The organism is Variovorax paradoxus (assembly GCF_029919115.1).
GTDB classification, from domain to species: domain Bacteria; phylum Pseudomonadota; class Gammaproteobacteria; order Burkholderiales; family Burkholderiaceae_C; genus Variovorax; species Variovorax paradoxus_O.
The window spans coordinates 5643019-5666908 of sequence record NZ_CP123990.1 but is presented as its reverse complement, the minus strand read 5'-3'; the positions used below and the strand labels follow the sequence as shown (position 1 = coordinate 5666908).

The following is a 23890-nucleotide window of genomic DNA, read 5'->3' as shown; positions in this document are numbered from 1 at the left end:
CATGGACCTCGACGCCGTTCCGCAAGAAGGCAATGCCACCCTCGACGGCCACGCCAAGCTCATGTACGCGCGCGATGCGCAGGGCCGCGTCGTCACCACGCGCTCGCGCGGCTGGGAGGCGGAAGAAATCGTCACCAGCCACGCGGTCGACGTGCTCGTCGAGCAGGCGCAGGCCGCAAAGGAGCGCGTGGCCCAAGGGCTCGCGTCGCCGCTCGAATACTGGATGTACGAGCGCCGCATGGACGTGGCACTGCTCTCGCAGACCAGCGGCTTCTGGCAATGGCGCGTGCGGCGTCACCTGAAGCCCAAGCATTTCGCGGCGCTGCCCGCGAAGCACCTGGCGCGCTACTCCGAGGCGCTGGGCCTGCCCGTTTCCACCTTGCAAGGCCTGCCGTGAAATTCGAACACCAACAAGCGGCACACTGCGAAAGCGGCGTCATCTCGAACCTGATGCGCCACCACGGCGTGCCGATGACCGAAAGCATGGCCCTCGGCCTTTCGTCGGCCCTGTCGTTCGCCTACCTGCCGTTCATCAAGCTGTCGGGCTTGCCGCTCATCTCGTACCGCATGCCGCCCAAGGCCATCATCAAGGGCCTGCTGGCACCGATGGCCGCACGATTCCGCTTCGAGACCTTTCGCAGCCCGGAAGCCGGCGCACAGCGCCTGGACGCACTCCTGGCCGACGGGCAGCTCGTGGGCTTGCAGACCTCGGTCTATTGGCTGCCGTACTTTCCGCCCAACATGCGCTTTCACTTCAACGCGCACAACCTGCTGGTGTACGGGAAAGACGGCGACGACTACCTGATCAGCGACCCGGTGTTCGAAGAGCCGGTGCGCTGCGCCAGTGCAGACCTCTCACGGGCTCGCTTCGCCAAGGGTGTGCTCGCGCCCAAGGGCCTCATGTACTACCCGCAAGCCATCGAGCGCAAGACTGTCGATGCAGCCTCGGTCACAAAGGCCATCCGCAAGACCGTGCGCAACATGCTCGCCCCCATTCCCATCGTCGGCGTGCGCGGCATGCGCACGCTGGCCAACCGCATGCAGAAGCTTTCGCCGGCCGATCCGCGCAGCGTCGACTTCATCGGCCACGTGGTGCGCATGCAGGAAGAGATCGGCACCGGTGGGGCAGGCTTCCGCTTTATCTACGCCGGCTTTCTGCAAGAGGCCGCGGTACTGCTCGACAAGCCGCAACTGCAACAGATGTCCGAACGGCTCATCGCCATCGGCGACGGCTGGCGCGCTTTCGCACTCAAGGCGGCGCGCATGGTGAAGGGGCGCGAGCCGGTCGATCCTGCCGCGCTGGCCGGCAAGCTGCGGGAGCAGGCGCAGCAGGAGGAGACCTTCTTTCGCGACCTGAAGGCTGTTGTTGCTTGAGATGACGCATTGGCTTTCTGATTGCCGTGATGAGTTTCATCTGGGGCGTTCGGGGCGCGCCCCCGCCGACGGGGTACCTTTCTCCGCGAATGTCCCGGCCTGCGGCCTCCTCCTTTATTTCGCTGCGCAAGGCACCCCGCCAGCGGGTGCGTTGCACAGAGCACTGGTTGATCGAAATAAAGGAGGAGGGCGAAGCCCGGGGGACATTCGCGGAGGGGAGTACCCGGTGGCCTTTGCACAAGCCGTGGAACAGCAGCGCCCCAAACAACAGCGCCCCCAACGAGCAACAACCACATGCTCGAACTGAAGAACCTCAGCTACCGCTACCCGCATGCAGACGCATCCGCGTTGGCCGAAGTCTCGCTCGCGGTTCCCAGGGGTTCGGTGATGGGCTTGCTCGGCCCCAACGGCGCAGGCAAGACCACGTTGATCTCGCACTTGTCGGGTGCGCTGGCAGTGCAGTCGGGCGAAATCCACATCGACGGCCAGCCGCTTCAACAGGTCAGGGCAAAGACGCCAACCCGCATCGCCGTCGCCCCGCAGGACCAGGCCTTCTACCCCATGCTCACCGTGGCCGAGAACCTCGCATGCTTTGCCGCGGCAGGTGGACTTTCTGGCGAGCGCAAGAAGACGCGCATCGAAGCCTGCACGCGCTTTTCGCAGCTTGAGCAGTTCGCGGGTGTGCGGGCCGAGCGGCTCTCGGGTGGCCTGAAACGCCGATTGAACCTTGCGATTGCGCTGTTGCCGGAGCCTGAGTTGATGCTGTTCGACGAGCCCACCGTGGGCGTCGATCCGCAATCGCGCGCCTTCATTCTCGATGCCATCAAGAGCCTGGCGCAGCAGGGCGCCGCAGTGATCTATGCCTCGCACTACATGGAAGAGATCGAGGCCATCGCCGACCGGGTTGCCATTCTTGACCATGGCCGAGTGCTGCGTGAAGGCTCGCTTGAAGAGTTGTTGTCGAAGAGCGCAATGCTTCTGACGCTCGCGGCCGACGGGCTCGACGAGGCCATGCTCTCGCGCTTTGGAACGGTGGAGCTTGGGGGCGTGCATTGGCGCGTGCACCTGCACGAAGGAACCGGTCCCGGCCCTGTGCTCGCGGCGCTGGAAGCCGAAGGCATCGAGGTGCGCCACGCGGAATTCGGCCGCCACGACCTGGAGCAGCTCTTCATGGCGCTCACCCACCGCTCCCTGCGCGACTGAACACACATGCTCTTCGCGCTCATCAAGAAGGAACTGCTGGCACTCGTGCGGGATATGCATGGGCTGGCGGCGCTGTTCCTCATGCCGATGGTCTTCATCGTGCTGATGTCGCTCACGCTCAAGGACATCTATCGCCCACCGTTGGCCGAACTGAGTTATGCCGTGGACATGCGCGACACCGAAACGCCAGCGCAGTGGCTGCAGCAGATCTGGCAGCGCAGCCACGGTACGCCTCAGGCGCTCGGTGCCGACTGGGAGGCGCGGTTGCGCAGTGGCGCGCTCAAGTACGTCATCGTGCTGGAGCCGGGCCTCTCGGCGGAGCTCGAATCGGCCGCGCTCTCGACCAAGGCTCACGTCCGTTTGCTGACCGAGCCGGGCATCGACGCCAACCTGTTTAATGCCTTGCGCGCCGAACTCGTCGGCGCGTCCGGCGAGCTGAAGGCGCGCCTGGCACTCGCGGTGCCCGGCACCTCCGGTCCGCCGCCCGGCGCCTCGATCCAGGCGCTGGTGAATGCCGAGCGCTATTCCGCCGCCGGACCGCGGCCCACATCGGTGCAGCAGAACGTGCCCGCATGGCTGGTGTTCGGCATGTTCTTCGTGGTGGCGTCGCTCTCCAGCCTTTTCGTTCAAGAGCGCGGCTCGGGCGCGCTGGGCCGGCTGCGCAGCCTGGGCGTGTCGCGCTCCATGCTGCTGATGTCCAAAGCCTTGCCTTACCTTGGTGTGAACGCGCTGCAGGCCGTGTTGATGCTCGCTGCCGGCATCTGGCTGATGCCCTTGATCGGCGGCGATGCGCTTTCGCTCGCCGGGATCGATTGGAGCGCGCTGGTGGTTGCGCTCGCGGCCGTGAGCCTGGCCGCGGTGAGCCTGTCGCTCGCGCTGGCCTGCGCCGTGCGCAGCCATGCACAGGCCACGACCATCGGGCCGATGGTCAACGTGCTGATGGCGGCTGCCGGCGGCATCATGGTGCCTAAGTTCGTCATGCCGGGCTTCATGCAGCGGCTGGTCGAAATTTCTCCGATGAACTGGGGGTTGGAGGCTCTGCTTACCGTGCTGCTGCGCGGCGGCGGCGTGGCCGACACCCTGCCGCAGGTCGGCCGGCTCGTGCTGTTTGCGGCCGCCATGTTCTTGCTCGCCGTTTTCTTGTTTCGCAGGCCCGCATCGTGACCGACTCCGTTTCCGCCGAATTCATTGCCAGCCTGAAGGCCATGGTGCTCGAGGCCGTTGAAAAGGACGCGCCTCCAGGTGGCCTTGGCGATGACGAACCGCTGTTCGGGCCCGAGTCCCGGCTCGACCTCGACTCGCTCGACGCGCTGCAGGTTTCCATGACGATCCAGCAGCGCTTCGGCGTGCGCATGCCCGACAGCAAGGAAACGCGCCGCGCTCTCACTTCCATCGCACACCTGGCGAATCACCTGGCGCAAGCGGGCAAGGCATGAGCGCCGCGCCGGGCCGCCCCAAGCAAGCTCGCGCCGCAGTGCGAAGCACGAAGGCTGTCTGATGACCGCCGAGAGCGTGTATCTCGCCGGCACGGGCCTGGCCTGCGCGCTCGGCAGCGATCTCTCGTCCTCCGTGGCCGCAGTTGCGCGCGGCGGTGTGCAGCCCACAAGCGTGGCCGTCTCTGAAAGCGTGCAATGGCCCGTCTACACGCTGCCGCCGCAGCGGGGCAGCTGGATAGAACGGCTGCAGCGCACCGTGCGCAGCGTGGCCACACAGGCTGGCGAAGGAGCGGGGCCCGCGTGCCCGCTCTTCGTTGCATCGTCGTCGCTGGACATCGGCTACATGGAAGAAGAGGTGCAAGACCTGCGCCTGGGCGGCGATCTCCAGGACTTTGCCGGGCTCGTGGCCGGCGCACTCGACTGGCAGGGGCCGGTGTTCACCATTTCGACGGCCTGCACCTCGGCGCTCAATGCCGTGTTCGCAGGCTGCGACCTGATTCGAAGCGGAGAGGCCGATGAGGTGCTGGTGATCGGCGCCGAACTCGGCAACCGCTTCACCGTGGCTGGCTTCGGCGCGATGCAACTGCTCTCACCCGCTAGGGCGCAGCCCTTCGGTGCCGGGCGCAACGGGCTGGTGCTCGGTGAGGCAGTGGCCGCATTGCGCCTCAGCGCGCGTGCTGGGCGCTGGCGGATCGCTGGTGGTTCCAATGTGGTCGATGGGCGCAATCCTTCGGGCACCGAGGCCAGCGCGGTAGTTGCGATGTGCCACGAAGCATTGGCCCAGAGCGGCCTTGGCGCGCAGGACATCGACCTGATCAAGGTGCAGGCCGCGGGGAGCCCGGTCAACGATGCGATCGAGGCCGGGGCACTGAAGCAGGTCTTCGACGCGCTGCCGCCGCTGGTGTCGCTCAAGTCGCTGATCGGGCACACGCTGGGCGCCTCGGGCGCGGCCGAGCTCGCCTTGCTGGTTGGCTGCATCGAAGCCGGCGCCTGGCCTGCCGTCGGCTATGCCGTCGACGATGAGCTCGGCATCGCATTGAGCACACAAGCGCCGCCCAGGCTGCGCAACATGCTGCTCAACGTGGTGGGATTCGGCGGCGGGCATGCGTCGCTGGTGCTGCAGGATTGCACGGCATGAGCGCCCATCCCGCGGAGGCATGGCGCGTCGCCGCGCACTTCACCGCCGATCCGCTGCCGGCGGATTGGCGGGACCAGCTGGCGCACCGGCTCGGCCGCCGGCCGCGGCGCGTCGGGTTGTGGACCGAGCTTGCAATGTACGGTGCGCGCCGCTGCCTCGACGAGGCGGGCGAGGCGGCTTTGCCGGCCGGTGCGCGGCTGCGCGTGTCGAGCATGCGCGGCGCCTGGGGAGCGACGCATGCGGCGCTGGCCCAGCTCGATGCGGGCATGCTGATGCCGTTCACCTTCATGCAGAGCCAGCCCGCGCTGATGCTGGCGGAGGTGGGGCGTTGCCTTGAATGGCAGGGCGACGCGCGCTTTGCACTGTGCCGCGATCCGGAGGAGCTGCTGCGGCTTTCGCGAGCAGGCGCGGGAAGTGCCGGCTTCCTGGTCGGTATCGTGGAAGAAGAGCGCAACGGAGAAAAGCCGCGCTCCGAATGGTGGCGGCTGGTGCCGGCCTGAAGCACCGCGGTCCGGCCGCAGCCGGGCAGGTCAATCCACTGCTGCGATCGACCGTGCGAGGTTGGCACGCGCCCGTGCTTCGAGCAGCGCATGCATCGGCGGCGTGGTGTAGATCGCCTCTCGCTCGAGGAAGCGCTGCAGGATCGCGCGGCGGCGCGGCCGGCGAATTTCGTCGGGCACGAAGGCGTATTCGGCATGTACCTGCCGTTCGTATTCGTCGAACCGCGCGCGCTCGGCTCCGAGAATCGACAGGTCGATGTCGATCAGCAGTTCGGCGTCGCGGCCCTCCGGCACGGCGTCGTGCCGCGTGGCCATGACCAGTGCGTGCACGCGCTCAGCCGCTTCCTGGGGCGCTCCACGCTCGAGCATCGCACTGCGTGCCCAATCGGCGCTGCGAGCCTCGTTGTCGTGCGCATGCACGTCGTAGATGGCGTCGTGGAACCACAGCGCGAGCGCCACTTCGCCGGGGCGCTCGGCCAGTTCTTTCTGTTGCTCGAACCATGCGAGGCATTCGCCCAGGTGCTGCATGGTGTGATAGTGGCGCTGCGGCTCGCTGTAGCGGCGCTGCAATTCAATGCACAGCGCTTCGTCGTCGATTGCCACGCCAAGTGCCCGCCACGCGGCGCTCCAGTTGTTCAGCAGCGCCTCGGGCGTCATGGAGTCATTGCTCCATGGCGGCCTTGACCTCCTGGCCAAGGTCGAGCACCGACATTGCGTAGTAGCTGCTCCAGTTATAGCGGGTGATCACGTAGAAGTTGCGCGTGCCGGCGACATAGCTGGGCGGCGCGTCTGCCCCGTTTTGCAGTTCAATCAGTGCGAGAAGGCCTTTGTGGCGAAGGCCTTCGCCTTCAGGCACCGCGCCGGCGGCCACGAAGCTGTCGATGCTGAAGGTGGGCAGGATGTCCGGTGCGAGGAGCAGCGGCTTCTTGAGGCGCTCTTCTTCAAAATGCACCGGGTAGACGGCCGGCATGCCGGGCTGCCAGCCAAAGGCCTTGAAGTAGCTGGCGACGGAGCCGATCACGTCGGCGGTGTTGTCGACCAGGTCGATGCGGTTGTCGCCGTCGAAATCGACCGCGTACTTGGCGATGCTGCTCGGCATGAACTGCGGCATGCCCATGGCGCCCGCGTAGCTGCCCACGGGCACCAGCGGGTTTTCGGAGGTGCGGCTTTCGGTGCTCAAGAAGCTCTCGAGCTCGCCGCGGAAGAAGGCTTCGCGTTCGGCCGCGCGCGGGTGCGCCTGCGGAAAGTCGAACGACAGCGTGGCCAGCGCATCGATCACTCGGAAGTTGCCCATATTGCGGCCGTAGATGGTTTCCACGCCCACGATGCCCACGATGATTTCGGGCGGCACGCCGTACACCTGCTCGGCCCGTGCGAGCGTGTCGGCGTTGTTGCGCCAGAAGCGCACGCCCGCCGCGATCCGCGTTGCATCGATGAAGCGGCTGCGATAGGCCTGCCAATTTTTTACAGAGCCCACGGGGCCGGGCAGCATCAGGCGCGGCACGTTCGGCAGGAAACGGGCTTTGCCGATGGTGGCGCGCACCCATTCACGGTCAAGGCCCCTGCGCTCGGCCACCTCGTCGGCAAAGCGCATGGCATCCTCGCGCGTGGCATAGGGCGTGCTGCCGGTCACCGTCTTCACGCTGCGGGCGCCCGACGCTTTCTGGGCTTGCGCCCCCGTGGACCACGCGCAGCAGGCGGCCAGCAGGGCAATGGAGGCGGCGCGCAAGGGCGCAGGAAAAAAAGATCGCATGGGGCGATTGTGCCGCCCCGTCCGGGAGGCCTCCGGCACCGGTGCTCCGCGGGGATTCAGCGCCGGGGATTCAACGCGGGCCAGTTCAGCCGGCGGAACTCGCTGCGAAGTGCCGCCAGCGAAGCAGGGGAGGCCTTGGCATAGCGCTGGGCTTCCAGCTTCAGCAGCCAGTCGCGCACCGCGCCGGCTGCCGGGCCGAAGCGCGCCTCGGCCTGTGCAGCGATCTGGCGCGGTGGCGCCGTTTCCGGTACCTTGAGCCCGGCTTTCGCAAGGCGCGTGCGCGCCTGGCCCAACAGCCGCAGCCAGGGGTCGTGCTGGCTGCGCTCCCACAGCGTCCAGGCGGCACCGGCAAGGCTCGCGCCCACCAGCAGGTACAGCAGCACATAGGCCAAGTCTTCGAGGCTGGGGGCTTCGAAGCCGATGCTTTTCAGCAAGTTGAGCTGGCGGCTCTGGGTGTAGTTGAGCACCCACTGGTTCCAGCTGTTGTTCACGGCCTCCCAGGCGGCACGCACGTTCTGCGCGAGCGTGGGGCTCATCGCGCCGATGGCGCCGGCAAACAGGCCCGGCTGCGGCGCGAGCCGCTGGAACTGGCCGACCCGGCCCGGTGACACTGCAGAGGTCGGGTCTACGCGCACCCAGCCCATGCCTTCCTGCCAGACCTCGGTCCATGCGTGCGCATCGCTCTGGCGCAGCACCCAGTAGTTGTCGACGCTGTTGAGTTCGCCGCCCTGGTAGCCGGTCACGATGCGCGCCGGAATGCCCAGCCCGCGCATCAGCACCACGAAGGCCGAGGCGATGTGCTCGCAGAAACCTTCCTTGCGGTCGAACCAGAACTCGTCGGCCGTGTTGGCGCCGTAGACGCCAGGCTCCAGCGTGTAGGTGTAGCCGCCGGTGCGCAGGCGTTGCATCGCGGCGCGCACAAAGGCGGCCGTGTCGGCGTTGGCGAGCTCGGGCTGGGCGCGCATTTCTGCTGCGAGCGCGGCGGTGCGCGGGTTCAGGCCGGGCGGCAGGGCCAGGTAGGCCCGCAGCGCGCCGGTTTGCCGAGTCGGGCCGCTCAGGAACTGGGTGTAGCTTTCGGCGCGATAGCGCACAAGGTCGGAAACCGGCCGGTTCGCGATCCATTGCAGGTCTGGCGTGCCCGTCACTTCAAAACCTGGCGCCTCGGGGGCGCTTTGCGCGGCATCGAGCGTGAGCAGCCAGGGACGGTGGTTGGGCTCGAGCGTGATCTCGTAGCGCACCGGCGCGCCGCTGGTGCGCAGGTTGGCCGATGACTGCGCACCACGCGCCCACGGCGGCAGCGCGGTCCACTCGCGCCCGTCGAACTGCGTCAGCACCGGTCCGCGAAAGTACATTTGGCTTTGCGGCGGCGCGCGGTCATTTTCAAACTTGATGCGTGCCGCGATGCCGTCGTCCATGGCCAATTCGGCGATGGTGCCCACGCGCATGGTGTTCGACAGGCCCGTGCGGCCCGCCATGGCGTCGCTGGGCGTGCCCCACAACGGCGCAAAGCGCGGAAACAGCAGGAACAGCGCGAGCATGATCGGCGCGCCCAGCAGCGCCATCCAGCTGGCGGTGCGCGCGGCCTGCATGAGCGGCGGCTTGCCAACCGGCATGTGCGCGTTGACCAGTGCGGTCAACAGGCCCAGCAGCGCGAGCAGCATGGTGAACGCGGTCATCAGCGACTGCGAGTAGAAGAAGTTCGTCAGCATCGCGAAGAAGCCGAGGAAGAACAGCACGAAGGCGTCTCTTCGCGCGCGCAGCTCCAGCGTCTTGAGCGCCAGCAAGACCACGACCAAGGTCACGCCCGGGTCGCGCCCGAGCAGCGTGCGATGGGTGGCAAACGTCGCAGCTATCGCAAGTGCCAGCAAGCCGGCGCGCCACCATTTGCTTGGAAGGGGACGGGCCTCGATTGCCAGCGTGCCGCGCCACACCAGCACCATCGCTGTAATGGCGGTGCACCACCACGGCAGGTTCTCGGCCTGCGGCAGCACGATCAGCGCAATGACCGCGAGCAGGAACAGGGTGTCCCTGGCGTCCCTTGGCAGCGCCGCGATCTCGCGCCTGAACTTGTTCATGCGCGGCGCTCCTTGCGGGAGGAAAGGGCGGCGTTCAACATAGTGCCAACGCTTCCAGGCAGGCCCTGCGGTGGGCTTCGCCCTGCGAGGGCTGCACCACCCGACCGGCGATGCGGATGCCGTAGTCCACGCCCAGGCGGTCCGCCATCAGCACCCATGCGCAAAGCCGCGAAGCGCGGGCCTCGGTGTCGGCGAGATTTGTGGCTTGCGCATCGAGCCACAGCTCCTCGCGCTGGGTCTGCTGCATGTCGCGGCTCACGAGTTCTTCGGAGCCTGTGGCTTGCGCCCGGGCCGCTTTTTTCCAGACCACCAGCTTGAGCGGATCGCCGCGCCGGTAGGCCCGCAGCCCGTCGTACTCGCCAGCCGATTGGGAGCGCAGGGCGGCCGATGTGGCGGCAGGTCCGGAGAGGGGCTCGCCAGGCGGCAGGGGCGGCGGATGCGCTTCGGGCGTGGGGTACACCAGCATCTGCGCGGCCGGCCGCCACACCGTCCAGACGCGGAATGTTCCGAGCGGAAAACGGGTTTCGGCGGTGAGCGGCGGCACCGGGTGGAGCCCGCGCCTTTCGGGCTTGAACGCGATCTCGACGGTGGAGGTGCCTTCGGCCGGCACGTCCGTCCAGGCCCACTGGCCGCTGCCGCGTACGGCCATGCCGATGCCGTAGCGCACGCTGCGCCGCGTGTTGTGCAGCACCACCCGGAAAACCGCGGCGGCGCCTGCGTAGTGCGCATCGGGCGGCGTCAGGTGCATGGCCAGGCCGCGCAGCGTGGCGTGGCAGACGTGCATGCCCACGGCCACGCTCCCCGCGAGCAAAAAGGTCAGCAGGTAGCCCAGGTTGAGCTGGTAGTTGATCGACGCAATCAGCAGCACCAGCAGCGTGGCGCCCAGCGTCCAGCCCGCCCGCGTGGGCACGATGTAGACGTTGCGCTGCGTGAGCTCCAGCGTGTCCGAAGGCGGCCGGCGCGACAGGAACCAGCCGTCGATGCGCGAGCGTAGCGATGCCATCATCGGTGGCAGACGAGACGGTTCATTCTTACGGGAGCGGCACGTCCGCGATCATCGCGCGCACCTGTTCCACGGCCCCGCGGCCGGCGTCGCCCACGGGGGTGAGGCGGTGCGCAATCGTCTGCGGCAGTATCGATTGCACGTCGTCCGGTGCAACGTAGCTGCGGTTGGCCAGCAGCGCCTGCGCCTTGGCGGCGCGCAGCACCGCAATGCCGGCGCGCGGCGAAAGGCCCTGCAAAAACCACCGGCCGGAGCGCGTGGCGGCAATCAGGTCTTGCACGTAGTTCAAAAGCGGCTCGGCCGCATGCACCTGCTGCACGCGCTGCTGCAGGGCCGTCAGCTCGCCGGCGGTGAGCAGCGCGGGCAGGGTGGCGAGCATTTCGCGGCGGTCGGCCCCCGCGAGCAATTCGCGTTCGGCTGCGCGGTCCGGGTAGCCGAGTGAAATCCGCATGAGAAACCGGTCGAGCTGCGATTCGGGCAAGGCGAAGGTGCCGAGCTGGTCCTGCGGGTTCTGGGTGGCAATCACGAAGAAGGGCGTGGGCAGCGGCCGGGTCTCGCCTTCGATGGTGACCTGCTTTTCTTCCATGGCCTCGAGCAGGGCGCTCTGGGTCTTGGGACTGGCACGGTTGATTTCGTCCGCCAGAAGCACCTGCGCGAAGATCGGGCCGGGATGGAACACGAAGGCCTGCTGGCCCCGGTCGTAGATGGCCACGCCCGACAGGTCGCCCGGCATCAGGTCGGCCGTGAACTGCACGCGCGAGAACTGCAGGCCGAAGGTGTGCGAGAGCGCATGGGCGAGGGTGGTCTTGCCGACCCCTGGTACATCCTCGATGAGCAGGTGTCCGCCCGCCAGCAGGCAGGCCACGCAGTCGCGCACTTGCGCCTCTTTGCCGACGATCACCGTGTTAAGCTGATTCAGCAAAGTGGCAAGCTTCGCAGCAACGTCCATATTTGTATCCATATGCAAACGATACCGTAAGACCGCGCGGCCCCATGCTGTGTGAGGTCTAGATACGACAGAGACACGGCAAAGAGATGGGCAAGACCGGCTACTTCACACATCGCGATTGCTGGAAGCACGACATGGGACGGGGCCACCCCGAATGTCCCGAGCGGCTGGATGCCATCGAAGACAGGCTGCTGCTGACCGGCGTGGGCGATGCCCTCGAACACCGGGACGTGCCTTTGGCGACCCTTGCGCAGATCACGCGGGCGCACAGCGAAGCACACCTGGAATACCTCGAAGAGCTCCATCAGCGCCTGGTGGCCGACGAGCCGGCCGGCGGGCCCGCCCATGCGATGCTCGACCCAGACACCATCCTGAACCGCTACACGCTGCTGGCCGCGCGCCGGGCCGCCGGAGCCGCCATTGCTGCCACCGACGCGGTGATTGCGGGCGAAGTCGACAACGCCTTCTGCTCGGTGCGCCCGCCCGGACACCACGCCTGCCGCGAGCAGGCCATGGGCTTTTGCTTTCTCAACAACGTGGCCATTGCGGCGCGGCATGCGCTCGAGGTACATGGCATGGAGCGCGTGGCGGTGGTCGACTTCGACGTGCACCACGGCAACGGCACCGAGAACATCCTTTCGAACGATCCGCGCGTGCTGATGGTGGGCTTCTTCCAGCATCCGTTCTACCCGTACAGCGGCACCGACCACCCGGCCTCGAACATGCTGAACCTGCCGATTCCGGCCTATACCAAGGGCATGGACGTGCGCGAGCTGATCGAGGCGGCCTGGATGCCCCGGCTCGAAGAGTTCGGGCCGGAAATGATCTTTGTCAGCGCGGGCTTCGACGCCCACCGCGAGGACGACCTGGGCCAGCTCGGGCTCACCGAAAACGACTTTGCCTGGATCACGGGCCGCATCCAGGACGTGGCCAAGCGCCATTCGCGCGGACGCATCGTCTCGATGCTCGAGGGCGGCTACAACCTCGATGCGCTGGCGCGCAGCGTGGAAGCGCACATCCGCGTCCTGGCCGATCTGTAACGCCGCGGGCGCGAGCACGGCGCCATGTTTTCCCAAGAGATGAATTTCAACGATTTCACACAACGATTGGCGCAGGTCGACGCGCGCGGCCTGGGCATTGAACTGGCAGCACTGGTGGCTTGCGTGGCCCTGGCCTGGATGGCAAGCCGCTGGTTCGGGCGCGACCAGCCCAAGGATTCGATCTGGTTCGGCGAGCGCACCTTCGACGGCGTTCTGTTCCCTCTGCTGGCGCTGGTTTTCACCGAACTCGCCCGCCGCCTGGTGACCGGCTTCCAGCCGGTGCTGGTGCTGCGCATCGCGGTTTCGGTATTCCTTTCGCTCTTGGTCATTCGCCTGTTCGCCCGGGTGATGAGGGCGGTTTTTCCCGCCTCCAACCTGGTGCGGCTGCTGGAGCGCACGATCTCCTGGCTGGCCTGGATTGCCGCTATTCTCTGGATCGTCGGGCTCTTGCCGCCCGTGCTGGCCGAGCTCGACAACATCACCCTGTCGTTCGGCAAGACCCGCGTCAGCCTGCAGACCATCGTGCAGGGCGCGCTCTCGGCCGGGTTGGTGCTGGTGATTGCGCTGTGGATTGCCGCCACCATCGAGAAGCGCATCCTGCTCGAGGCGGTGACCGACCTCTCGATGCGCAAGGTGGCGTCGAATGCGATCCGCGCCATCCTGCTGCTGGTGGGCCTGCTGTTTGCGCTTTCGGCGGTGGGGGTCGACCTCACGGCGCTCTCGGTGCTGGGCGGTGCGCTGGGCGTGGGCCTGGGTTTCGGCCTGCAGAAGCTGGCGGCCAACTACGTGAGCGGCTTCGTCATCCTGCTGGAGCGCTCCATCCGCATCGGCGACAACGTCAAGGTCGACACCTTCGAAGGCCGTATCACCGACATCAAGACCCGCTACACGCTCATCCGTGCCGGCAACGGGCGCGAAGCCATCGTGCCGAACGAGTCGCTCATCACCAGCCGGGTCGAGAACCTTTCGATGGCGGACCGCAAGTTCAACATCACGACGAGCATCGTGGTGGGCTACGACAGCAACGTGGCCCAGGTCCAGTCCATTCTGTGCGGGGCCGCAAAGGCGCAGCCGCGCGTCATGACCGACCCCGAGCCGGTGACCTTTCTTTCCAGCTTTGCGCCCGACGGGCTCGAGTTTGTCCTGAACTTCTGGGTGGCGGATCCGGACAAGGGCAAGGACAACGTTCGCTCGGCCATCAACATCGCCATTCTGGAAGGCCTGCGCGGCGCGGGCATCGACATTCCCTACCCACAGCGCGTGGTGCGGGTCGAATCGTTGCCGCCGGGCGTTTCGGGTACCCCGGACGCTGCCGTATAATCACGAAAAAGCACGACCGTTCTTTTTTGTAACCCGCAGTGCCAATCGCCATGAAAGCAGAGGCGGCAAAGGTCGGACTCTAGAATGACCGGTTGCCCTCGAAGCCCCCTTTTTGCAATCCAATGGAGTCAAGTCAATGAAGGTTCTAGTGCCTGTCAAACGGGTCGTCGATTACAACGTCAAGGTGCGCGTGAAGAGCGACGGCACCGGGGTGGACATTGCCAACGTCAAGATGAGCATGAACCCCTTCGACGAGATCGCCGTTGAAGAAGCCGTTCGCCTGAAAGAGAAGGGCGTTGTGACCGAAGTCATCGCTGTCTCTTGCGGCGATGCCAAGTGCCAGGAAACCCTGCGCACCGCCATGGCCATCGGCGCCGACCGCGGCATCCTGGTCGAGACCACCGAAGAGCTCCAGCCCCTGGCCGTTGCCAAGCTGCTCAAGGCGCTGGTCGAGAAGGAACAGCCCCAACTCATCATTCTGGGCAAGCAGGCCATCGACGACGACGCCAACCAGACGGGCCAGATGCTCGCCGCCCTGACCGACCTGCCGCAAGCCACCTTCGCCTCCAAGGTCGAAGTGGCCGATGGCAAGGCCACCGTGACGCGCGAAGTCGACGGCGGCCTGGAAACCATCCAGCTCAGCCTGCCGGCCGTGATCACGACCGACCTGCGCCTGAACGAGCCGCGCTACGTGACCTTGCCCAACATCATGAAGGCCAAGAAGAAGCAGCTTGACACCTTCAAGCCCGAAGACCTGGGCGTGGACGTGAAGCCCCGCCTGAAGACCCTCAAGGTCAGCGAGCCGCCCAAGCGCGGCGCCGGCATCAAGGTGCCCGATGTTGCAACGCTGGTGGACAAACTGAAGAACGAAGCGAAGGTGATCTGAACATGACCGCACTTGTTATTGCCGAACACGACCACGCGACCGTCAAGCCCGCGACTCTCAACACCGTGACCGCGGCGCTCGCCTGCGGCGGCGACGTGCACGTGCTCGTGGCCGGAGCCAATGCCGCCGAAGCCGGCAAGGCCGCCGCGCAGATCGCCGGCGTGGCCAAGGTCATCGTGGCCGACAGCCCCTCGCTGGCCGAGAACCTGGCCGAGAACGTCGCTGCCCAGGTGCTGGCCATTGCCGGCAACTACAGCCACATCCTGTTCCCCTCGACCGCCAACGGCAAGAACGTCGCCCCGCGCGTGGCTGCCAAGCTCGACGTGGCGCAGATCTCCGACATCACTTTGGTCGTGAGCCCCGACACCTTCGAGCGCCCGATCTACGCCGGCAACGCCATTGCCACCGTGCAGAGCAGCGACGCCACCAAGGTGATCACGGTTCGTACCACCGGCTTCGACGCCGCAGCCGCCACGGGTGGCAGCGCAGCCGTCGAAACCGCTGAAGGCGTGGCCGACAGCGGCAAGTCGAGCTTTGTGGGCCGCGAAGTCACCAAGAGCGACCGCCCCGAACTCACCGCCGCCAAGATCATCGTCTCGGGCGGCCGGGCCCTCGGCAGCGCCGAGAAGTTCACCGAAGTGATGACGCCCCTGGCGGACAAGCTCAACGCCGGCCTCGGCGCCAGCCGCGCCGCGGTGGACGCAGGCTACGCACCGAACGACTGGCAAGTGGGCCAGACCGGCAAGATCGTCGCGCCGCAGTTGTACATCGCGGCCGGCATCTCGGGCGCCATCCAGCACTTGGCCGGCATGAAGGACTCCAAGGTGATCGTCGCGATCAACAAGGACGAGGAAGCACCGATCTTCTCGGTGGCCGACTACGGCCTTGTGGCCGACCTGTTCACGGCCGTGCCGGAACTGGTCAAGGCGCTCTGACGCGATTGCCGCACTGAGCCGGAGGGCATCGTTCGCGATGCCCTTTTCGTATCCGCCGTATCTGGAGACAAGAGATGAGCTACACCGCCCCCCTCAAGGACATGCTGTTCGACATCGAGCACCTGGCCAACATCGGCGAGATCGCCAAGCTGCCCGGCTTTGAAGACGCGGGCCTCGAAACCGCGCAAGCGGTGCTAGAGGAATGCGCGCGTTTCAACCAGGACGTGGTCGCGCCGCTGAACGTGGAGGGCGACCGCAATCCTTCGTCCTTCAAGGGCGGTGAAGTCACGACCACCGCGGGCTTCAAGGAAGCCTTTGCGCAGTACGTGTCGGGCGGCTGGCAGGGCCTGCAGCATCCGGCGGACTTCGGCGGCCAGGGCCTGCCCAAGACCATTGGCGCAGCCTGCGGCGAAATGCTCAACTCGGCCAACATGAGCTTTGCGCTGTGCCCGTTGCTGAGCGACGGCGCCATCGAGGCGCTGCTCACGGCCGGCTCCGACGAGCTCAAGGCGGTGTACCTCGAAAAGCTGGTGAGCGGCCAATGGACCGGCACCATGAACCTTACCGAGCCGCAGGCCGGCAGCGATCTTGCGCTGGTGCGCAGCCGCGCCGAGCCGCAGCCCGACGGTACCTACAAGATCTTCGGCACCAAGATCTTCATTACCTACGGCGAGCACGACATGGCCGAGAACATCGTCCACCTCGTGCTTGCACGCGTCACCGGCGCGCCCGAGGGCGTGAAGGGCATCAGCCTGTTCGTGGTGCCCAAGTTCATCGTCGGCAAGGATGGTTCGCTGGGCGAGCGCAACGACGTGCACTGCGTGAGCATCGAGCACAAGATGGGCATCAAGGCCAGCCCTACCGCCGTGCTGCAGTACGGCGACCATGGCGGTGCCGTGGGCTACATCGTCGGCCAGGAAAACCGCGGCCTCGAGTACATGTTCATCATGATGAACTCGGCCCGCTACGCCGTGGGCATGCAGGGCATTGCCATTGCCGAGCGCGCCTACCAGCACGCCGTGGCCTACGCGAAGGACCGCGTGCAGAGCCGCCCGGTCGATGGCTCGATGAACGCCAGCGCGCCGATCATTCACCACCCCGACGTCAAGCGCATGCTGATGACGATGCGCGCCTACACCGAAGGTTGCCGCGCCATGGCCAGCGTGGCCGCAGCCGCCTACGACGCGGCGCACCACCACCCCGACGCGGAAGCCCGCAAGCAGAACCAGGCGTTCTACGAATTCATGGTGCCGCTGGTCAAGGGCTACAGCACCGAGATGAGCCTGGAAGTGACCTCGCTCGGCGTGCAGGTGCACGGCGGCATGGGTTTCATCGAGGAGACAGGGGCGGCGCAGTATTACCGCGACGCCAAGATCCTCACGATCTACGAAGGCACCACGGCCATCCAGGCCAACGACCTCGTGGGCCGCAAGACGGCGCGCGACGGCGGGCAGACGGCCAAGGCCATTGCGGCGCAGATCGAGAAGACCGAAGCCGAGCTCGCGAAGAGCGAGAGCGCGGCCGCCGCGGCGGTTCTCAAGCGCCTGAAGGCCGCACGCGAAGCTTTTGTCGAAGTGGTCGATTTTGTCGCAGGCCAGACCAAGGCATCGCCCAACGCGGTGTTCGCGGGCAGCGTGCCTTACCTGATGCTTGCGGGCAATCTGGTGGCCGGCTGGCAATTGGCGCGCTCGCTCATCATTGCGCAAGACCTTGCCTCGCGCAGCGTCGACACCGATTTCATGCAAGCCAAGATCGTCACTGCGCGCTTCTACGCAGAGCACATTCTCAACAAGGTGCCGGGCATCCGAGACAGCATCGTCGATGGCGCGGAAAGCGTGACGGCACTCGCACTCGACGCGTTCTGAAGCCCGGGCTCCGTGTCGCCCACCTGACGGGCGGCGCGGACTTCCTCTTATATAAAACCGAAACCTTATCCCGGAGACGACATGTCCAAGCTGCCCCCCGTGCTCGCCAATCTGCCGCTGCCGATCATCGGCTCGCCGCTGTTCATCATCAGCAACCCGAAGCTCGTGATCGCGCAATGCAAGGCCGGCGTGGTCGGCGCGATGCCGGCGCTGAATGCCCGCCCCGCGGCACAGCTCGAAGAGTGGCTGATCGAAATCACCGAAGAGCTCGCGGCCTACAACAAGGCCAACCCGGACAAGCCCGCCGCGCCGTTCGCCATCAACCAGATCGTGCACAAGAGCAACGACCGGCTCGAGCACGACATGGAAATGGTCGTGAAGTACAAGGTGCCGATCGTCATTACCTCGCTGGGCGCGCGCACCGATGTGAACGATGCGGTGCACAGCTACGGCGGCGTCACGCTGCACGACATCATCAACAACAAGTTTGCGCAGAAGGCCATCGAGAAGGGCGCCGACGGCATCATTGCCGTGGCGGCCGGCGCCGGCGGCCATGCGGGCGTGAAGAGCCCATTTGCGCTGGTGCAGGAAATCCGCCGGTGGTTCGACGGCCCCATTGCGCTGTCGGGCTCCATTGCCACGGGCGGGGCGGTGCTCGCGGCGCAGGCCATGGGCGCCGACTTTGCGTACATCGGCACTGCATTCATCGCCACCGAAGAAGCGCGGGCCAGCGATGAATACAAGCAGGCCATTGTCGAAGGCACCTCCGACGACATCGTGTATTCAAACCTCTTTACCGGCGTGCACGGCAACTACCTGGCACCCAGCATCGTCAAGGCCGGCATGGACCCGGCCAACCTGCCCGAAGGCGACGTGAAGACCATGAACTTCGCCGCCGGAGAAGGCAGCAAGGCCAAGGCCTGGAAGGACATCTGGGGCTCGGGCCAGGGCATCGGCGCCGTCACCGAAGTGGCCAGTGCCGCGGCCTTCATCGAAAAGCTCAAGCGCGAATACCAAGAGGCAAGGCAGCGACTCGCACTTTGAACGGCGCGGACAAACCGGCACTTGCCGCAGCGCCTGCGCAGCGCGGGCGAATGCCGTTGCTCGACATTGCCAAGGGCATGGCTTGCGCGGTGATCGTGGGGCACCACCTCTCGCGCTATGGCGCGATGCCGGTGGGGGCCTTTGCGCTTGCGCCCGCCTTCCTGGGCTGGCTGGCCGATGATGGACGTCTTGCGGTGCAGGTGTTCCTGGTGATTGCGGGGTTCCTGGCAGCCGCCAGCCTGGCGCCCGATGGCGTGCTGCGGGTCGACAGGCCCGTTGCACGCATCTTGCAGCGCTATGGCCGGCTGGTCATGCCCTACCTGGCCGCGCTCACCGTGTGCGTGCTGGTGGCCGCAATCGTCCGCCCGTGGATGAGCGGTGACGACGTGCCGGCTTCGCCGAGCATCGGCCAGTTGCTGGCGCACGGGTTGCTGATGCAAGACCTGCTGGGCTACGACTCGCTTTCTACCGGCGTCTGGTATGTGGCCATCGATTTTCAGCTCTTCGTGCTCGCGCTCACGCTCGTGGGAATGCCGGCCATGCTGCGGCGGGGCGGAGCGGCCCCGGCGGCTGCGGCCTCGCGCGAACGCTGGATTCCCGTGGCGCTTGTGCTGGGGCTGGCGGCAGCCTCGCTGGTGCTCTTCAACCGCAACGCCGAGCTCGACGACACGGCTTTCTATTTTTTCGGCGCCTACGGCCTCGGCATGCTGGCTTTCTGGATCGGACGCGCCACCCGCGCCAGCACCTGGCAAAGCGCCATCGCGCTGCTGGCGCTGACCGGCGCGGGCGCGCTTGCCATCGATTGGCGCAGCCGTATTGCCATTGCGCTGGTGAGCGCATTGCTGATTGCTGTTGCGCAGCGCAAGGGCTGGCTCTCGCTGGCTGGCCGGCCAGATGTCGCCATGCCGCTGCAGCGCCTCGGCCGCATCTCGTATTCGTTGTTTCTCATTCACTTTCCGGTGCTGCTGGCCACCAACGCAGCGGTTGAGCAGCTTGGGCCGCATGCCGCATGGATCGATGCGCTCGGCATGGCGGTCACCTTCGGTCTTTCGATCGCGGCCGCGCTTGTGCTTTACCGCTGGGTGGAAGTGCGGCCGGCTTCATGGCGCGCGGTAACCGGCTTGTTTGCCGCGCTGGTGGTCAGTGGAATGCTCGTTTCGCACTGATCGCAGGCACTGTGCGCGCTCTTCATGGCCAGGGTGTAGGTGGCGGAATCTCGCAGACCGGCTCGACGTCGACACTCTTGAAGTCAGCCGGCGAGACGATTTCCAGGTATTCCATGTCGGGCGAGTAATCGAACAAGAAGTGCCGGATACCGGGGCGCTGGTGCACCACGTCGCCGGCTTCGACCAGGGTTTCCTTGTCTTCGTACATGAAGCGGGCCCAGCCCTTCATCATGATCACGATCTGGAAGTCCGCCTCGTGGCGGTGCCAGCCGGTGCCCGCTTCCGGTGCCATGTTGGCCTTGACGAGGTGCGCAACGACCTTGCCGTTGGTGGCCTCCGCAATGCCGAGGTCTCGATAGAGAAAGAAATCGCGCAGGCCGCCCGAGACGAACTCCGTGTCGCCGGGCTTGACGTGGGAGAACTGGGTGGCGGTTCGGTCCAGCATGGGGCGCTCCTTTGCAGGTGATGCCGGTGGTGGTCGTGCCGCGTTGCCCCACGCATAAAGCGTTCCCAAAGACATCTGCGGCAAAGGGCTGATTCCGGCGATGGCTTGACGCGCCCGGAACGCGACGGGATACTAAACCACATGGTTCACTCAGATTCCGGTTCGCTGGACGCCGTCTTTGCCGCTCTTTCAGATCCGACGCGCCGCGCCGTGCTCGAAACCCTGGGCGAGCGCAGCCTCAGCGTGACCGAGCTTGCCGAGCCGCATGGCATGTCTCTTACCGGCTTCATGAAGCACCTGCGGGTGCTCGAAGACGCCGGCCTTATCTCGCGCACGAAAGAGGGCCGGGTCGTGCAGTGCGAACTCTCGCCGCGGCCCATGCAGGAGGCTGCCGTGTGGCTATCCCGTTACGAGAAATTCTGGACCGGGCGCCTCGATGCACTGGCGCGCTATCTCTATCATCAAGAGGAGACCGAATGGCAAAACCTGCCGCCCCCGCCAAAGAGCGACCCTCGCTCACCCTCCGCAGGCACTACCCCGTCGCCGCCGAAAAAATCTGGCGCGCGTGGACCGACCCGCAAGCGCTGAAAGCCTGGTTCGGCCCGGAAGAAATCGTTTCCGTTCCGCTGGCCGAGGTCGACCTGCGCGTGGGCGGCCGCTTTCGCGTGACCATGCTCGCCGCCGAGGGCGAGACGCACGACGTGAGCGGTGTCTACCAGGAACTCGTGCCTAACCGAAAACTGGTTTTCAGCTGGGCCTGGCGCAGCACGCCGGAGCGCGAGTCGCGCGTTACGGTGCGCATAGAGCCCGATGGCAACGGCTGCGAGCTGGTCTTGATGCATGAGCAGTTCTTCGACGAGGCGGCGCGCGACGGACATGAGCACGGCTGGACCGGCGCCATGGTCAAGCTCGAGCAATGGCTGGTGCAGCCGGCCACATGACCGCTTTCACGCATTGCCTGGCCGCTGGCGAAGACCCATACTGGTGGCTCCACGACCGGACGATGAACGGAGCCTTCCATGAGCAACGAACTTCGCAAGAAGCTGCATGACCTGGCGGAACTGGCCGACAACACCACCGACCCGCAGACCAGGGCCATCGTCGAGGCCATACGGCTGCAGACGGCTGTGCTGAACGAGCGGCTCTTTTCCATCGAGCTGCAGCTGGGCACGCTCACCAAGCGCATGGAAAGCACGACTGACTGAGTGGCCGCCGCTTTGTGGGGATAATCCCGTCATGAGCGGCAACACATTCGGAACTCTCTTCGCGGTCACCAATTTCGGCGAGTCGCACGGCCCGGCCATCGGCTGCGTGATCGACGGCTGCCCGCCCGGCATGGAACTGAGCGAAGCCGACATCCAGGGCGATCTCGACCGCCGGCGCCCCGGCACCAGCCGCCACGTTACCCAGCGCAATGAGCCCGATGCGGTGCAGATTCTTTCGGGCGTGTACGAAGGCAAGACCACCGGCACCCCCATTGCATTGCTGATCCAGAACACCGACCAGCGCAGCAAGGACTACGGCCAGATTGCCCAGCAGTTCCGCCCGGGCCATGCCGACTTCACGTACTGGAAGAAATACGGCATCCGCGATCCGCGAGGCGGTGGGCGTTCTTCGGCACGGCTCACGGCACCCATGGTGGCTGCCGGCGCGGTTGCCAAGAAATGGCTGGCCGAAAAGCACGGCATGGTGTTTCGCGGCTGCATGACGCAGATCGGCGAAATTGCCATTCCGTTCGAGAACTGGGACCATGTACCCAACAACCCCTTCTTCGCGCCCATTGCCGACGTGAGCGAGCTCGAGTCGTACATGGACCGCCTGCGCAAGGCCGGCGATTCGTGCGGTGCACGCATCCGCGTGACGGCCACCAACGTGCCCGTCGGCCTTGGCGAGCCGCTGTTCGACAAGCTCGATGCCGAGATTGCCTACGCAATGATGGGCATCAACGCAGTGAAGGCGGTCGAGATTGGCGCCGGGTTCGACAGCATCACGCAGCGCGGCACCACGCATGGCGACTCGATCACGCCGACCGGCTTCGTCACCAACAACGCGGGCGGCATCCTGGGCGGCATCAGCTCGGGGCAAGACCTGGAAGTGAGCATCGCAATCAAGCCCACGAGCTCGATCATCAGCCCGCGCCAGTCCATCGACATCCACAACAATCCGGTCGAGGTGGTTACCAAGGGCCGCCATGATCCGTGCGTCGGCATCCGTGCCACGCCCATTGCCGAAGCCATGCTCGCGCTGGTAGTCATGGAGCACGTGCTGCGCAACCGTGCGCAGTGCGGCGATGTGCAGCATGACGCAAAGGTGCAGGCCGACAAGACCGAAGCTGCCTCGCCGCAGTCGTCTTTCCTCTAGTGTCCGCCCCGCCACCAGTGGCCGCCGGACGCGGCCACCTGTTGGCGTTTGCTGGTCTGTCGGCCAGCTATTTTGCGCACATCGGTTTCTTCAACCCCTACCTGCCGCTGTGGCTCAAGGACCTGGGGCTGCCGATCTTCACGATCAGCCTGCTGGCTTCGGTGCAGTCGATCACCCGGGTGTTCGCACCCTATGCCTGGGGCGCGCTCAGCGACCACACGGGCCACCGCGTACTGCTGCTGCGCTTCAGCGCCGCGGTGGCGCTGGCCAGCTCGTTCGGGCTGTGGTGGCATGGCGGTGCGTGGTGGCTGGCGCTGGTGCTGCTGGTGATGTTTACCCACACCAGCTCGATGATGTCGCTCACCGAGGCGGCCATGGCGCAGCTCGTGGCCGGCGACTGGGGACGCTACGGGCGCATTCGCCTTTGCGGCTCTGCCGGCTTTCTTGTGACGGTGTTCTTCGCCGGCGAATGGTTCGAGCGCTTCGGCATGAAGCACTTTCCGGCCTGGGCGGCCGGTACGCTGGCCGTGGTGCTCATTGCGACCATGAAGCTCCCCGACATTCGCGAGCCCGTGGCCGCCCATGACGCGGCAAAGGAGCCCATTGGTCCGGTGCTGCGCATTCCGGCCGTGCGGTGGTTCTTTGCGGCGCTGTTCTTCCAGGTGATGTCGCACTTCTCGGTGTACGCATTCTTCTCGCTGTACCTCGATTCGCTGGGCTACGGCAAGAGCGTCATCGGCCTGCTGTGGGCGCTGTCGGTGGTGGCCGAGATCGTCTGGTTCTTTCTGCAGGGGCGGCTCATCGGCCTCTTGCCCATGCCGCGTTGGATGCTGGTGTGCGGCATTGCCGCCGTGGCGAGGTTGGGCCTGACCGCCGGGCTGGGCGGCTCCATTGCAGCGCTTGTCATTGCGCAGTGGCTGCACGCGCTGAGTTTTGCGGCGCATCACACCACCTGCATTGCCGTGGTGTCGCGCCGCTTTCCGGGGCGGTTGCGCGGGCGAGGGCAAGCGCTGTTCACCGTGATCGGCTACGGCTTTGGCGGTGTGCTGGGCGTATTGCTCGGCGGCGCTGCAGCGCAGGAGTTCGGCTACCGCACTATGTTCGCGCTTGCGGCCCTGCTGGCCGCGGCGGGCAGCCTCTGCGCCTGGCAGGTCGCAAGGCTCGAACGGCCGGCGCCGGCGCGCGCGGCCTGAGACGCCGCCCCGCATCCCTCTCTTCTGCTTCTTCTCCCTCGCCGCGGGCCTTCCGCCGAATCTGCTGCGCGAATTGATTTGCCCAATTGCGCGGCAGTCCTGCGCCTGCGAACTTTATGTTGAACCCCTAAATCGTGAAATTTGGCATTGGCTCTTACGATAAATCAACATTTAAAATAATTGTGAAAACATGCAATGGGGAGG

At 66.0% G+C, this 23890-nt stretch carries 25 protein-coding genes; 19 read left to right on the top strand and 6 right to left on the bottom strand.

Annotated features, from left to right (window positions below):
* The first annotated feature begins 1 nt into the window (after nt 1).
* The 7 genes from QHG62_RS27040 to QHG62_RS27010 all read left to right on the top strand — a co-directional run bounded on the left by QHG62_RS27040 (nt 2) and on the right by QHG62_RS27010 (nt 5651).
* On the top strand, nt 2-397 hold the full coding sequence (locus QHG62_RS27040; protein WP_281148655.1) for a hypothetical protein: 396 nt from the start codon (nt 2-4) through the stop codon (nt 395-397).
* Nucleotides 394-1374, top strand: a complete 981-nt coding sequence (locus tag QHG62_RS27035) for a BtrH N-terminal domain-containing protein (protein WP_281148654.1) — start codon at nt 394-396, stop codon at nt 1372-1374. Before QHG62_RS27040 ends, QHG62_RS27035 begins: the two co-directional genes overlap by 4 nt.
* 294 nt (nt 1375-1668) lie before the next feature.
* The gene (locus tag QHG62_RS27030; protein WP_281148653.1) at nt 1669-2577 is read left to right on the top strand and encodes an ABC transporter ATP-binding protein; all 909 of its coding nucleotides are present in this window, start codon (nt 1669-1671) and stop codon (nt 2575-2577) included.
* 6 nt (nt 2578-2583) lie between these two features.
* Nucleotides 2584-3741, top strand: coding sequence for an ABC transporter permease (locus QHG62_RS27025; protein ID WP_281148652.1), 1158 nt, complete (start codon nt 2584-2586; stop codon nt 3739-3741).
* Nucleotides 3742-3782: 41 nt separating this feature from the next.
* Nucleotides 3783-4013, top strand: a complete 231-nt coding sequence (locus QHG62_RS27020) for an acyl carrier protein (protein ID WP_432445636.1) — start codon at nt 3783-3785, stop codon at nt 4011-4013.
* Between the two features lie 61 nt (nt 4014-4074).
* Nucleotides 4075-5151: a beta-ketoacyl synthase N-terminal-like domain-containing protein gene (locus QHG62_RS27015; protein ID WP_281148650.1), complete on the top strand. Its 1077-nt coding sequence runs from the start codon at nt 4075-4077 to the stop codon at nt 5149-5151.
* Complete coding sequence (locus tag QHG62_RS27010; RefSeq protein ID WP_281148649.1) at nt 5148-5651, top strand: hypothetical protein; 504 nt, start codon at nt 5148-5150, stop codon at nt 5649-5651. The genes QHG62_RS27015 and QHG62_RS27010 overlap by 4 nt, the downstream gene beginning before the upstream one ends.
* A gap of 30 nt (nt 5652-5681) precedes the next feature.
* On the opposite strand, the gene QHG62_RS27005 is transcribed toward QHG62_RS27010, so the two are convergent.
* From QHG62_RS27005 to QHG62_RS26985, 5 genes are read right to left on the bottom strand one after another with little or no spacing between them, the layout of a single operon-like run.
* Complete coding sequence (locus QHG62_RS27005; RefSeq protein WP_281148648.1) at nt 5682-6308, bottom strand: HD domain-containing protein; 627 nt, start codon at nt 6306-6308, stop codon at nt 5682-5684.
* A gap of 4 nt (nt 6309-6312) precedes the next feature.
* Entirely contained in the window at nt 6313-7404 is a 1092-nt protein-coding gene (gene mltB, locus QHG62_RS27000) for a lytic murein transglycosylase B (protein ID WP_281148647.1), read from the bottom strand.
* 56 nt (nt 7405-7460) lie between these two features.
* Complete coding sequence (locus QHG62_RS26995; RefSeq protein ID WP_281148646.1) at nt 7461-9479, bottom strand: transglutaminaseTgpA domain-containing protein; 2019 nt, start codon at nt 9477-9479, stop codon at nt 7461-7463.
* Nucleotides 9480-9513: 34 nt separating this feature from the next.
* Complete coding sequence (locus QHG62_RS26990) at nt 9514-10485, bottom strand: DUF58 domain-containing protein (RefSeq protein WP_281148645.1); 972 nt, start codon at nt 10483-10485, stop codon at nt 9514-9516.
* A 25-nt stretch (nt 10486-10510) separates the two neighbouring features.
* Nucleotides 10511-11431: an AAA family ATPase gene (locus QHG62_RS26985; RefSeq protein ID WP_157614631.1), complete on the bottom strand. Its 921-nt coding sequence runs from the start codon at nt 11429-11431 to the stop codon at nt 10511-10513.
* An 86-nt stretch (nt 11432-11517) separates the two neighbouring features.
* Here QHG62_RS26985 and QHG62_RS26980 point away from each other — a divergent pair, with 86 nt between their 5' ends.
* The 7 genes from QHG62_RS26980 to QHG62_RS26950 all read left to right on the top strand — a co-directional run bounded on the left by QHG62_RS26980 (nt 11518) and on the right by QHG62_RS26950 (nt 19687).
* Complete coding sequence (locus QHG62_RS26980) at nt 11518-12471, top strand: histone deacetylase family protein (protein ID WP_281148644.1); 954 nt, start codon at nt 11518-11520, stop codon at nt 12469-12471.
* 39 nt (nt 12472-12510) lie between these two features.
* A complete protein-coding gene (locus QHG62_RS26975) occupies nt 12511-13791 on the top strand; it encodes a mechanosensitive ion channel family protein (RefSeq protein WP_281148643.1) in 1281 nt (426 codons plus the stop codon).
* Between the two features lie 136 nt (nt 13792-13927).
* Entirely contained in the window at nt 13928-14677 is a 750-nt protein-coding gene (locus QHG62_RS26970; protein WP_126749040.1) for an electron transfer flavoprotein subunit beta/FixA family protein, read from the top strand.
* Between the two features lie 2 nt (nt 14678-14679).
* Nucleotides 14680-15612 carry an electron transfer flavoprotein subunit alpha/FixB family protein gene (locus QHG62_RS26965; RefSeq protein ID WP_258507710.1) on the top strand — a complete coding sequence of 311 codons (933 nt, stop codon included), beginning with the start codon at nt 14680-14682 and terminating at the stop codon, nt 15610-15612.
* A gap of 74 nt (nt 15613-15686) precedes the next feature.
* Nucleotides 15687-17477 carry an acyl-CoA dehydrogenase gene (locus QHG62_RS26960; RefSeq protein WP_281148642.1) on the top strand — a complete coding sequence of 597 codons (1791 nt, stop codon included), beginning with the start codon at nt 15687-15689 and terminating at the stop codon, nt 17475-17477.
* Nucleotides 17478-17558: 81 nt separating this feature from the next.
* Entirely contained in the window at nt 17559-18521 is a 963-nt protein-coding gene (locus QHG62_RS26955; RefSeq protein ID WP_281148641.1) for an NAD(P)H-dependent flavin oxidoreductase, read from the top strand.
* A 50-nt stretch (nt 18522-18571) separates the two neighbouring features.
* Nucleotides 18572-19687 carry an acyltransferase family protein gene (locus QHG62_RS26950; protein WP_281148640.1) on the top strand — a complete coding sequence of 372 codons (1116 nt, stop codon included), beginning with the start codon at nt 18572-18574 and terminating at the stop codon, nt 19685-19687.
* 22 nt (nt 19688-19709) lie between these two features.
* On the opposite strand, the gene QHG62_RS26945 is transcribed toward QHG62_RS26950, so the two are convergent.
* Entirely contained in the window at nt 19710-20132 is a 423-nt protein-coding gene (locus QHG62_RS26945; RefSeq protein ID WP_281148639.1) for a cupin domain-containing protein, read from the bottom strand.
* Between the two features lie 141 nt (nt 20133-20273).
* Between QHG62_RS26945 and QHG62_RS26940 the strand changes: the two genes are divergently transcribed.
* The 5 genes from QHG62_RS26940 to QHG62_RS26920 all read left to right on the top strand — a co-directional run bounded on the left by QHG62_RS26940 (nt 20274) and on the right by QHG62_RS26920 (nt 23686).
* Nucleotides 20274-20720, top strand: a complete 447-nt coding sequence (locus tag QHG62_RS26940; RefSeq protein WP_281148638.1) for an ArsR/SmtB family transcription factor — start codon at nt 20274-20276, stop codon at nt 20718-20720.
* Nucleotides 20609-21073: an SRPBCC family protein gene (locus QHG62_RS26935; protein WP_281148637.1), complete on the top strand. Its 465-nt coding sequence runs from the start codon at nt 20609-20611 to the stop codon at nt 21071-21073. The genes QHG62_RS26940 and QHG62_RS26935 overlap by 112 nt, the downstream gene beginning before the upstream one ends.
* Nucleotides 21074-21151: 78 nt before the next feature.
* Entirely contained in the window at nt 21152-21337 is a 186-nt protein-coding gene (locus QHG62_RS26930) for a hypothetical protein (RefSeq protein ID WP_281148636.1), read from the top strand.
* Between the two features lie 31 nt (nt 21338-21368).
* Nucleotides 21369-22493 carry a chorismate synthase gene (aroC, locus tag QHG62_RS26925; protein ID WP_281148635.1) on the top strand — a complete coding sequence of 375 codons (1125 nt, stop codon included), beginning with the start codon at nt 21369-21371 and terminating at the stop codon, nt 22491-22493.
* Nucleotides 22493-23686, top strand: a complete 1194-nt coding sequence (locus QHG62_RS26920; RefSeq protein WP_281148634.1) for an MFS transporter — start codon at nt 22493-22495, stop codon at nt 23684-23686. The genes aroC and QHG62_RS26920 overlap by 1 nt, the downstream gene beginning before the upstream one ends.
* The last annotated feature ends 204 nt before the right edge of the window (nt 23687-23890 follow it).